Source organism: Streptomyces sp. NPDC047453 (assembly GCF_040643155.1).
Lineage (GTDB): Bacteria > Actinomycetota > Actinomycetes > Streptomycetales > Streptomycetaceae > Streptomyces.
Genome location: NZ_JBEYTS010000124.1, coordinates 1 through 11,718, shown reverse-complemented (window position 1 = coordinate 11,718; position 11,718 = coordinate 1). Strand labels below are relative to the sequence as shown.

Here is an 11,718-nt window from a genome sequence, read left to right as displayed (position 1 = left end):
ACACCTCGAAGCGTGAAGAACGGCCGTCCTGCTGTCCCGGGAACGAACCAAGATCAGCGGGTCAGGTGAACCGCCGAGGTTAAACATCAAGCTCAGTCACCTGCTTCACTGAGACACAGCAGCGAGTCTATTTCCGCGGCCCCGTTTCACAGGGTTGAGGTCGCTGGCGAATCCTCCTCCGGGACCAGATTCTCGGTGATCCATACCAGCGCTCCCCACTCGCTCAGGACGCCCCAGGCGACGTTGGCGTCGGTGTAGACGACCCAGTCCGGAAACAAGTCCGGCATCTCGTAGGGATTCCTGGTGGCATCCCACGCGCAGTTCAGCTCGATCGACTTCGAGGAGCCGGTCTTGGAGAGGTCTACTGTCGCTCTCCACCCCCCGTCGTGGTCTTCCTCAGACGTGAAGGCCAGCGTGTGGTTGTCGAGGAAGACGGTCAGTTCCCCGCCGACTTCGAGTTCAGTGATGGCATCGCTCAGGCCTGGTTTCGACTCGACGCCCGGTATGAGGGTCAAGACGTCCAAGAGCTCGTTGAACGCCTCCTCCGGCCCAGCGGAGGCGCCATCATCCACTCCGAAGGCAACCGCTTCGCCGGACTCTGACTCCGCCTTGACCACGGCGCCATTCTCGAGAGTGAAGCTGAGAACATCACGGACGACGATGCCCGGAACCGCACCCGAGTGAGTCCTGGCCTCGCCCTCGGCGTCGAGCGACCAGCTGGTGTACGCGACCGTCGGGCAGAGGAAAACTTGGGCCGTGACCACACCAGTCAACCGGTTGATCTTGACCTGGTTGAATCCGGCGAAGGCCTCCAACTGCACCAAACTCACGTCGTGTATTCGGTCTGACTGCCAGTCATCGACCAGGCCGGCCAAGTCCTTGACCTCGCCAAGAACCAGCCTGCCGTCAGGCGTTCCTCCTGCCTTGAGCGGGGAGCCCACGAGGCTCCGCAGGAACGTGGCGATCTTTTGTACGACACTGTCGTCTGGTTCATCGAGGACGAACAGAGCCTCCTGGAGATCGCGCAGCGGGACCATCCAAGGCTTACCTCGCTTCCACGCCTCGAAGGCCTTGTAGACGTCCCGGTCGCTACCCACGATCACGAACTGGTCAGGGTCGTCGCCTGCCGTCTTGAGGACTTGCCTGAGCCACGCGCTGTCGGATGCTCCGGTCTTGACCCCGTCCCGCGGCTTGGCCGGTGCGCGCTGCAGGACCTGGTCCTTCAGCGCTTCGACGGCTACGTCTCCGTCGAGTTGAAGGACACGCAGCGCAGTGCCAAGAGAGCGGATCTTGCCCTCGACTTCTTGGATGACCTCATCCCGTGAGCCGTAAGGCGAGCCGGTGGGTACCTCGAGTCCGGCGTGCGAAAGAGCTTTGCCCGCCTTATTCGTGATCGCCTGGTACTCGTCCCAGGTGGTGGCGGCATGCTCGGCGAGTTCCCAGACCACCGGCTCCGGGAGCCATATCTCGAGACCTGCCAGGCGGGCTCGGCGCTCCCACTCCTTGAGGGTGCTGAGACGGAGTCCCCCGTTGGGGAAGGAGTTGGTGTCGAAGACGATCGACCTGAGCTTTTCACGCACCGGCTGGGGGAGAAGTCTGGGTTGGGCGTCTGAGGTGGCCATGCGCAGACCTTATGGGCTCCGATCGCGTGACGGCCCAGGTGGCCCGGCACCAGCGATGGGATGGAGGGGGTTACCGAGTGGTTCTCTGACAGCAACTGATCTGCGTGCAGGCCGGTGATCTCGTTCTCCGCCCGCCAGCGGAGCAGGGTCTGGTAGCCCTCGAGCCACACGAGACTGTCCAGCCGACCGTCCCCTCGGCGTCGGCGGCGCGCACCGAGTTGCGGCTGCTGACCCGCGCTCAGAGAGCCATCCGCGCCGCATGACGGGCCGCCGGGTGCCCTCGGTCGACCGGGAGCACCATATTGCGGCGTGGGTTGCGCTTACGGTGGCGCTAACTGTTGCGCCTCCTGTTGCGCGACCCGAAGAACCGGTTCCGCATCTATGCAGATCACCACGCGGCTTCGGCGTGGTCGGGCCTCTGACATCCCCGTTGCGGCCGCTTTCGCCCAGTCCCTGGCTGGAGTTGAGGGAGAAGGGATGGACGGGATGGGCGGCGCGGACGCGGCCGGGGATCGAGGCGCGCCCAGCCGGTTGCGCATCGGCCGGGGCCGCCGCGCCGCCGGTAGCGTGGCGATGCCAGGCGGGAGGGAGACGCTGGCCTGCCGGTCCCGGCCGGCGCCGCCCAGCTGCGCGCCGACCCCCGCGCCGGCCGCCCGCACACGCCCGGCCACCGATCAGCGGCCTGGCTTCCGGGTCCGGTCGCTGGTACGACGCCGCAGCCACGCCGCCTCCGCAGGCGTGAGGTTCGGGTCGGTCAGCTTGGCTTCCGCCACCTCCCGGATGCGTCCCGCAGGATCGGTCCGAGAGCCCTTGCGCACGCTGTGCACCAGCAGACTCCGCCCCAGGCGGACTGCCAGTCCGGGGACCTCCGCGCTGCCGACAGTGACCATGGTCATCGCCACATCCGCAGCGGGATCACCAGCGCCCGCGTTGCGCCAGTCGATCACCACCGGGCCCCGCCGGGTCAGAAGCACGTTGCCCGGATGCAGGTCCAGATGCAGCACCCGGTCGTCACCTACCGTCGCAAACCGCTGGGGCAGCCACTTCGGCGTCGGCAACGCATGCAACCGGTCGTGCAGGCGGCCCAACGTCCGGCCGAGGGATCCAACCCGCCAGGGGCGCCGGGCCAGCACATCCAGCATCGTCGGCCCGGTCAGCCGCTCCAAGACCATGTCGGTATCGGTGATCTCGTACACCTTCGGCACGGGATACCCACAGGCCGCCAAATGGGTCATCAACCGAGCTTCCAGCTCCGTTGGTCCCCCCTGCCGATAACGCCGCAACACCCTGGACTCGTCCAGGGCATACACGTCAGCTTCCCGCCCCCGCCCGATCAACTCCATGCAGTGCAGTCTGTCCTGACGGCGTACCAGCCACCAATCTGGCTAACGTGTCTGATGCGGCACTAGTGGCGTGTCGCTGCTTAGTTGTCGTGTGTCTGGTTGGGAGGTTGGTGTCTGGAAGATTCCTTCCCCTTTGCCAGACAGGACTGTTGTCGTGGGTTCGCAGAAGAAGTGGCCGGTCAGGTTGACTGTGCGGGATCGCGAGGAGTTGGTCCGGGTGACCACGACAGGTGTTCGCGGAGCCTCGATGATCATGCGTGCGCGGGTGCTGCTTGCGTTGGATACCTCGGTGGGTGAGGTGGATTCCAAGGAGGTGATCGCGACCCGGCTCGGCGTCTCTGGTGAGACGTTGCGGCTGGTCGCCAAGCGTTTCACCGAGACCGGTGGCGATGTTCACGCCACGATCGCGCGGAAGAAGCGCGACCTGCCGCCGGTGCCCTCGCCGGTGACCGGTGAGGTCGAAGCCCGGCTGATCGCGATGGCCTGCTCCCAGCCACCCCAGGGCTATGCACGGTGGTCGCTGCGGCTGCTGGAGAAGCACGTCGCGCTGGTCGAGGACATCCCTGATCTGGACCACTCCACCATCGGGCGGATCTTAAAAAAACGGAACTGCGCCCTCACCTGAAGAAGTGCTGGACCATCCCGCCACGAGCGAACGCGGAGTTTGCGGCCCGGATGGAAGACGTGCTGGCCGTCTATGCCCGGCCCTATGACCCGGCGCGTCCGGTGGTGTGCATGGACGAGAAGCCCTACCAGCTCCTCGACCATGCTCGCGGCCCGCTCCCGGCCCGGCCAGGTCACGACGCCTGCCAGGACAGCGAGTACATCCGCTGCGGCACGTGCTCCGTCTTCGTGTGGGTTGAGCCCTTACGCGGATGGCGTCGAGTTCGGGCACTGTCCCAGCGGACCCGGATCGACTGGGCCGGCCAGGTCAAGCAGCTGCTGAGTGTGGAGGGACTGCAGCACGGATAGGTGACACCTGACCTGGCTTGCTGAGAGGCGGCCTGGAAGGATGTTGCAGTGCCCAAGCCGTATCCGAAGGAGTTCCGCGAGGACGTCGTACGGGTCGCGCGCAACCGCGAGCCCGGCGTCACGCTGGAACAGATCGCTGCCGACTTCGGCGTCCACCCGATCACTCTGTCGAAGTGGCTGCGCCGTGCCGACACCGACGAGGGCGCCGGGCCCGCGACGGCGTCGGGTGCATCGGCCGAGCTGCGCGAGGCCCGCAAGCGCATCCGGCTGCTGGAGCAGGAGAACGAGGTCCTCAGGAGGGCTGCGGCGTATCTGTCGCAGGCGAACCTGCCAGCAAAATGATGTACCCGCTCGTCCGCGAGCTGGCCGCCGCCGCTGCCCCTCACCGGGTGCCGGTGGCGGTGACGTGCCGGGTGCTCGGGCTGGCCCGCCAGCCCTACTATCGGTGGCTGGACAGGCCGGTCACCGACGCCGAACTGGCCGAAGCGTATCGGGCCAACGCGCTGTTCGACGCGCACCGCGACGATCCCGAGTTCGGCCACCGCTTCCTGCTCGACGAGGCCCGGGCCGCCGGTGAGGCGATGGCCGAGCGGACCGCCTGGCGGATCTGCCGGGACAACGGCTGGTGGAGCGCCTTCGGCAAGCGAAGAGGCCATGGGAAGAACGCCAAGGTCGGGCCGCCTGTCCACGATGACCGGGTGCGGCGGGACTTCACCGCAGCCGGGCCGAACCGGCTGTGGCTCACGGACATCACTGAGCACGCCACCGGCGAGGGCAAGTTGTACCTGTGCGCGGTCAAGGACATGTACTCCGGCCGCATCGTGGGCTATTCCATCGACGCCCGGATGAAATCCAGTCTCGCGGTGAGAGCCCTTGAATCCGCGGTGGCCCGTCGCGGCCAGGTCGCCGGATGCATTGTTCATTCCGATCGCGGGTCGCAGTTCCGCTCACGGAAGTTCGTGTCCGTTCTCGCACGTCACGACCTGGTCGGCTCCATGGGCCGGGCCGGGTCGGTGCGGCCGGCGACAACGCGGCCATGGAGAGCTTCTTCGCGCTGCTGCAGAAGAACGTCCTCGACCGCCGTGCCTGGGCCACCCGCCAGGAGCTGCGGATCGCGATCGTCACCTGGATCGAGCGCACCTACCACCGACGCCGGCGTCAGAGACGCCTGGCCCGATTGACCCCCGTCGAGTACGAGACCATCATGACCCCAGCCGCAGCCCTGGCTGCATAAACCCCGCTGTCACCCGATCATGCAGCAGTCCCGGGTCCGTCACCTGCTCGCCGCCTACGACCTGGCCCGGGACAAGCTCTACGGCCACATTAAGCCGAGGAAGAACCGGACGAGGTTCCTGGAGTTCTGCCGCTACCTGCGCAGCCTCTACCCACCGAAGATCCGCATTGCGATCGTGCTCGACAACTACTCCCCGCACCTGACCACGAAGAAGGACACCCGGGTCGGCGACTGGGCCGAGGCGAACAACGTCGAGTTCGCCTACACGCCGACCAACAGTTCCTGGCTGAACCGGATCGAGGCCCAGTTCACCGCCCTGCGCTACTTCACGCTGGACGGTACCGACCATGCCAGCCACAAGGAGCAGGGAAGCATGATCCGCCGCTACATCATTTGGCGGAACAAGCACGCCACCGACGAACGCCTTCGCGAGGTCGTAAACAGGGCGAACGTTGCCTGATGCGGCACTAGATCAAGGGACCATCCCCGCGGGTGCGGGGAGCAGCGCTGGAAGTCCGGACACTCCGACTGCGCTTCGGGACCATCCCCGCGGGTGCGGGGAGCAGAGGGCTGCGGATGGGCCGTGACTTCGCGTTGGGGGACCATCCCCGCGGGTGCGGGGGGCAGAGAAAGGGAATGACCCGTGTCCACGGACAAGAGGGACCATCCCCGCGGGCGGGGAGCAGACCAGGGCCTGACGGATCTGCCAGTCCGCCTCGGGGCCATCCCCGCGGGTGCGGGGAGCAGCTCACCGGCGGCGACATCTACATGCCCATCCGGGGACCATCCCCGCGGGTGCGGGGAGCAGCTCACCGGCGGCGACATCTACATGCCCATCCGGGGACCATCCCCGCGGGTGCGGGGAGCAGTGCAGCAGGTCGTCATCAACTGGCCGCGGCTGGGGGCCATCCCCGAGGGGCGGGGAGCAGGACGTCGCCCACCCGTGCTGCTGCACCTGCACGGGGCCATCCCCGCGGGTGCGGGGAGCAGCTGTTTCAGATTTCGCGGTCCGCCCACCCCGAGGGGCCATCCCCGCGGGTGCGGGGAGCAGGACGTGGACCCGGCCATCGCCAACATCGTGGCGGGACCATCCCCGCGGGTGCGGGGAGCAGCGGTGGTGGGTTGGGACACGTGCGGCTCCTGGGGGACCATCCCCGCGGGTGCGGGGGCAGCGGTGTCCGGGCCCACGCAGGCGAGAAGACCGGGGACAATCCCCGCGAGTGCGGGGAGCAGTCGCCGACGCGCACCACCACCTCAGCCAGAAGGCGGGACCATCCCCGCGGGTGCGGGGAGCAGACCAAAGGCAACCTGACGATGCGCCGGAAGTCGGGACCATCCCCGCGGGTGCGGGGAGCAGAACAGGTAGAGCTTCCGGGTCCGCAGGACCGGGGGACCATCCCCGCGGGTGCGGGGAGCAGGTTCTCCTTCGGGTTCATGCGGCGTGGCCGCGGGGACCATCCCCGCGGGTGCGGGGAGCAGTTGTGGTGGACCTCGTGACCGTGCTGGAAGATGGGACCATCCCCGCGGGTGCGGGGAGCAGCAGATCGGGTCGTAGCGGGTGGACCAGTCGGGGGGACCATCCCCGCGGGTGCAGGGAGCAGGCCAAGCCCGGGCGCCCGCTGCCGGTGGGCAAGGGACCATCCCCGCGGGTGCGGGGAGCAGTTCACGGTGCCGGGGACTCGTCGTAGCCCTCGGGACCATCCCCGCGGGTGTGGGGAGCAGGACCCCTGGTTGGTGACAGTGCCGGCGTTGTTGGGACCATCCCCGCGGGTGCGGGGAGCAGGGCCTGGGTGGTGACCAGTGAGCCCAGGAAAGGGGCCATCCCCGCGGGTGCGGGGAGCAGGGCACGCTTCGGCGTGCGAAGGGCTGGGGCAAGGGACCATCCCCGCGGGTGCGGGGAGCAGTGTGCTGGTACGTCCCTAATCCCAAGGAAATGGGGACCATCTCCGCGGGTGCGGGGAGCAGTCGGCGTATGCATGGTGTCGTGTCTGGCGCTCGGGACCATCCCCGCGGGTGCGGGGAGCAGCGCCGGCGGATCGCTGTCCACTACCAAGAGGGGGGACCATCCCCGCGGGTGCGGGGAGCAGAGCGTGGTCTGCATGACGTGCACCACGTCATCGGGACCATCCTCGCGGGTGCGGGGAGCAGACGTTGGTTGCCCGTGCCGTTGACAGTTCCCAGGGACCATCCCCGCGGGTGCAGGGAGCAGTCGCGGCCTGCGGCGACGATGCCGGTTTCGTCGGGATCATCCCCGCGGGTGCGGGGAGCAGAGCTCCCGGGCCCACGCCTCAACGTCGAACCAGGGACCATCCCCGCGGGTGCGGGGAGCAGCTGATCCACGACGAGATCCGCCCACGAGCCGTGGGACCATCCCCGCGGGTGCGGGGAGCAGGGCACCACCCCACGACGACCTCCTCTCAGGAGGAGACCATCCCCGCGGGCGCGGGGAGCAGAAGGCACTGGACCTGCAGCCCGACCTCACAATGGGACCATCCCCGCGGGTGCGGGGAGCAGTGGGACGTCAAGACGGGTACTGGCCGGGGCCGGGGACCATCCCCGCGGGTGCGGGGAGCAGGTGACGCGATGCCAGGTGGAGCAGTCGGCAGTGGGACCATACCCGCGGGTGCGGGGAGCAGAGGCCGGACGCGTTGATCACGTTGCTCGCGCCGGGACCATCCCTGCGGGTGCGGGGAGCAGTACTTGGTCGAGTGGACCTCGACGGTGCCGGTGGGACCATCCCCGCGGGTGCGGGAAGCAGTACGGGCTGAAGCGCGGGTTCATGGCGACCGCGGGACCATCCCCGCGGGTGCGGGGAGCAGCCGGCGGAACGTGGTCTTGGCCTCGTGCAGGAGGGACCATCCCGCGGGTGCGGGGAGCAGGACGCCGGCAGCATGTTGGTGACCTCGATGTAGGGACCATCCCCGCGGGTGCGGGGAGCAGGAGACGCCGCCCGGCTTCAGGGTGCGCGGCCGGGGACCATCCCCGCGGGTGCGGGGAGCAGTGGAGGTGAGCACCGCGATGGCGGTTCGCACTGGGACCATCTCCGCGGGTGCGGGGAGCAGCAGTACGCCAAGGGCGGCGGTGACGTCGGCGAGGGACCATCCCCGCGGGTGCGGGGAGCAGGCGGAGACCAAGTACACGTAGCCCTTGCGCTTGGGACCATCCCCGCGGTGCGGGGAGCAGTTCTCTGCGATCGCGCTCGGCGCGAAGGTGCTGGGACCATCCCCGCGGGTGCGGGGAGCAGGCGGACGCCTTGAGCCCGGTGGGCCGCGTCAGGGGGCCATCCCCGCGAGTGCGGGGAGCAGGCCGACGTCATGCCGGTCCAGATGACGTTCAAGGGGCCATCCCCGAGGGTGCGGGGAGCAGGAAGCCAGACCCGTCAGGAACCCCTTGCTGGCGGGGCCATCCCCGCGGGTGCGGGGAGCAGCCGACCACCTTCTTCAGCACCGTCAGCGCGACGGGGCCATCCCCGCGGGTGCGGGGAGCAGACCGGGCAGCCGACCACTGAGGTCGGTGTCGCGGGACCATCCCCCGGGTGCGGGGAGCAGTTGAGCAGGCCGTCCTAGACATGCGGGGAGCAGAACGAACTCTTCGAGCGCAACAGCACGGCATGGGGACCATCCCCGTGGGTGCGGGGAGCAGAACGCCGGCCACGACCCCGGGTCCTGGTGGTCGGGACCATCCCCACGGGTGCGGGGAGCAGCCGGTTCAGATGGGGAATATCGAACCGGGCCCCGGGGCCATCCCCGCGGGTGCAGGGTGCAGGGTGCAGGGTGCAGGGTGCAGGGTGCAGGGAGCAGGGGAGCGTGGCCTCCAGGTTGTACGCGTACGCGGGACCATCCCCGCCGGTGCGGGGAGCAGCGTCTTCGCGTGCAGCAGCGTCACCTCAGCCTTGGGACCATCCCCGCGGGTGCGGGGAGCAGGACGCGGAGTCCATGTCGACGGCGCTGCGGATGGGACCATCCCCGCGGGTGCGGGGAGCAGCCCGATCCCCGGCCAGGTCTTCGTCCCGGCCCAGGGACCATCCCCGCGGGAGCGGGGAGCAGACCTGCACAAGCCGAGCCCAGCTGTCTGCCGCGGGACCATTGTCGTCGACGGGTGAAATGAGGACCACCGACGGCGGTGTCGAGAAGCACAAGGGACCATCCCCGCGAGTGCGGGGAGCAGCTCGGGGGTGTGGCGACCGAGACGCAGATCCTGGGACCATCCCCGCGGGTGCGGGGAGCAGGAGGACGCACGGCGCATCTGCGTGGCGTACTGGGGACCATCCCCGCGGGTGCGGAGAGCAGTCTGTGAGCCATGCGGCGAAACGGCGCGGCTTGGGACCATCCCCGCGGGTGCGGGGAGCAGTCGGCGAAGCCGACGCCGAAGACGCCGGTGACGGGACCATCCCCGCGGGTGCGGGGAGCAGACCAGGTAGAGGGTGCCGTCCACGCCGATGGAGGGACCATCCCCGCGGGTGCGGGGAGCAGCCGGCCAACTCCTCCGAGGTTGGGACACCGATGGGACCATCCCCGCGGGTGCGGGGAGCAGGCAACGTTCGGCCCCAACCTCGAATTTGAGCGGGGACCATCCCCGCGGGTGCGGGGAGCAGAACACCAGCACCCAGGCCCTCAGGCCCTACGAGGGACCATCCCCGCGGGTGCGGGGAGCAGGACAGGCAACCAGGCACGCCCGAGGGGGCCCCGGGACCATCCCCGCGGGCGCGGGGAGCAGCTGACGGGCTACCTCGCCGCATACCTGCTCGCGGGACCATCCCCGCGGGCGCGGGGAGTAGCCGGGCTGGACGCCTGGCAGGGACGTGCACACGGGACCATCCCCGCGGGTGCGGGGAGCAGACCCCGAAGACGATGACGACCACTCCGGAGGGGGGATCATCCCCGCGGGTGCGGGGAGCAGTTGGGGAACGTGAACGTGGTGTCGTTCCACTGGGGACCATCCCCGCGGGTGCGGGGAGCAGGCGTGGCGGGAGTCGAACCCGCACTGGCCGGGGGGACCATCCCCGCGGGTGCGGGGAGCAGAACGTGGCGTTCGGTGCGGCCGCGGTCACCACGGGACCACCCCCGCGGGTGCGGGGAGCAGGACACCCTCACCGTGCAGCTCGACCTCGGCCCGGGACCATCCCCGCGGGTGCGGGGAGCAGACGTGCAGACCCCGGATCGCATCCGCGATCGTGGGACCATCCCCGCGGGTGCGGGGAGCAGGCGGTGACGAACTGGCCCGGGATCCGGCTGAGGGGACCATCCCAGCGGGTGCGGGGAGCAGAACCGGAGGTCGGCGACCAGGAGAGTCGACCAGGGACCATCCCGCGGGTGCGGGGAGCAGACCGCGTAGGCGCGCCAGTCGTCGACCTTCGCGGGACCATCCCCGCGGGTGCGGGGAGCATAGGGACTTGCCCCAGCCCTCGGACTTCTTGATGGGACCATCCCCGCGGGTGCGGGGAGCAGTCGGTGAACCGGGTGTCTTCGGAGCTCTGCCAGGGACCATCCCCGCGGGTGCGGGGAGCAGAGCGAGGCGCCCGGAGGACAAGCCCCCAGCTTGGGACCATCCCCGCGGGTGCGGGGAGCAGTCGATGTACTGGGACGACTGCCTCACCCAGGCGGCACCATCCCCGCGGGTGCGGGGAGCAGGCTCGCGAGGCCGAGTCCCGGCTCGCGTGGGTGGGACCATCCCCGCGGGTGCGGGGAGCAGACAGCGCACAATCCGGAGTTCCTTCCTACCGAGGGACTATCCCCGCGGGTGCGGGGAGCAGAGCCTCCAGCGTTGACCACGCCCCGGAGAGCCGGGACCATCCCCGCGGGTGCGGGGAGCAGGGCGGCGATTTCGAGTGGATTGACCGCGGATCGGGAACATCCCTGCGGGTGCGGGGAGCAGGTCAACCCCATGAAGGCCGCCTGGGAGGACGCGGGACCATCCCCGCGGGTGCGGGGAACAGACGACCCGGTCCTTGAACGCTCAGCCGGTCTGGGGGTCATCCCCCGCGGGTGCAGGGAGCAGTCAGTGTCGATGGGGTAGATCTGGAAGTTGCCGGGACCATCCCCGCGGGCGCGGGGAGCAGTTCAAGCGTTGACGCCTGGGCTTTCGCCCTACGGGACCATCCCCGCGGGTGCGGGGAGCAGGAGACGTGGCGGAAGAGCCCGCAGGCGGCCACGGGACCATCCCCGCGGGTGAGGGAAGCAGACCTCGACCGCGGACTGACAGATCTCCACCACCGGACCACCCCCGCGGGTGCTGGGAGCAGTTGTTCTCGATGCGGACGTTGTTGTCCTCGTCTGGACCATCACAGCGGGTGCGGGAACAGGTGGCCTTGGCTAGCGGCCCGAGTTTCCGCAGGTGACCATCTCCGCGGATGGGGGGAGCAGGCTGCGATTCGTTCTTAAGGTGTCCCGGACGTGAGACCATCCCCGCGGGCGCGGGGGAGCAGCTGATGGTGCCGCCGCCGAACACCGCCTTTCTCGACGACGGCCGAACGCTGACCCTCTGACGGCGGATCAAAAGTGACCCACTTGGTGATCTTCGTCTGACTCTGGCCTTGGTGATCAAGGTC

At 69.2% G+C, this 11,718-nt stretch carries 4 protein-coding genes, 2 pseudogenes and 2 CRISPR repeat arrays; of the genes and pseudogenes, 4 read left to right on the top strand and 2 right to left on the bottom strand.

The genetic code is table 11. The annotated features are described in order from the left end of the window. Positions 1-146: 146 nt before the first annotated feature. Positions 147-1,622 carry a hypothetical protein gene (locus tag ABZ818_RS40975; RefSeq protein ID WP_361426918.1) on the bottom strand — a complete coding sequence of 492 codons (1,476 nt, stop codon included), beginning with the start codon at positions 1,620-1,622 and terminating at the stop codon, positions 147-149. Positions 1,623-2,296: 674 nt separating this feature from the next. After that, the gene (locus ABZ818_RS40970; RefSeq protein WP_361426915.1) at positions 2,297-2,965 is read right to left on the bottom strand and encodes an aminoglycoside phosphotransferase family protein; all 669 of its coding nucleotides are present in this window, start codon (positions 2,963-2,965) and stop codon (positions 2,297-2,299) included. Positions 2,966-3,119: 154 nt separating this feature from the next. Between ABZ818_RS40970 and ABZ818_RS40965 the strand changes: the two genes are divergently transcribed. The 4 genes and pseudogenes from ABZ818_RS40965 to ABZ818_RS40950 form a co-directional block, all read left to right on the top strand. Next, positions 3,120-3,590, top strand: a complete 471-nt coding sequence (locus tag ABZ818_RS40965) for a helix-turn-helix domain-containing protein (protein WP_361426912.1) — start codon at positions 3,120-3,122, stop codon at positions 3,588-3,590. Positions 3,591-3,640: 50 nt separating this feature from the next. Further along, on the top strand, positions 3,641-3,937 hold the full coding sequence (locus ABZ818_RS40960) for a hypothetical protein (protein WP_361426909.1): 297 nt from the start codon (positions 3,641-3,643) through the stop codon (positions 3,935-3,937). Between the two features lie 48 nt (positions 3,938-3,985). Continuing rightward, positions 3,986-5,171: pseudogene (locus ABZ818_RS40955) on the top strand (IS3 family transposase). Positions 5,172-5,205: 34 nt separating this feature from the next. After that, positions 5,206-5,631 (top strand): annotated as a pseudogene (locus ABZ818_RS40950) (transposase); the annotation flags it as partial. A 16-nt stretch (positions 5,632-5,647) separates the two neighbouring features. After that, positions 5,648-8,719: a CRISPR direct-repeat array (repeat unit 25 nt; unit sequence CCATCCCCGCGGGTGCGGGGAGCAG). Between the two features lie 590 nt (positions 8,720-9,309). Further along, a CRISPR array of direct repeats spans positions 9,310-11,473; the repeat unit is 29 nt; unit sequence GGGACCATCCCCGCGGGTGCGGGGAGCAG. Positions 11,474-11,718: the final 245 nt, after the last annotated feature.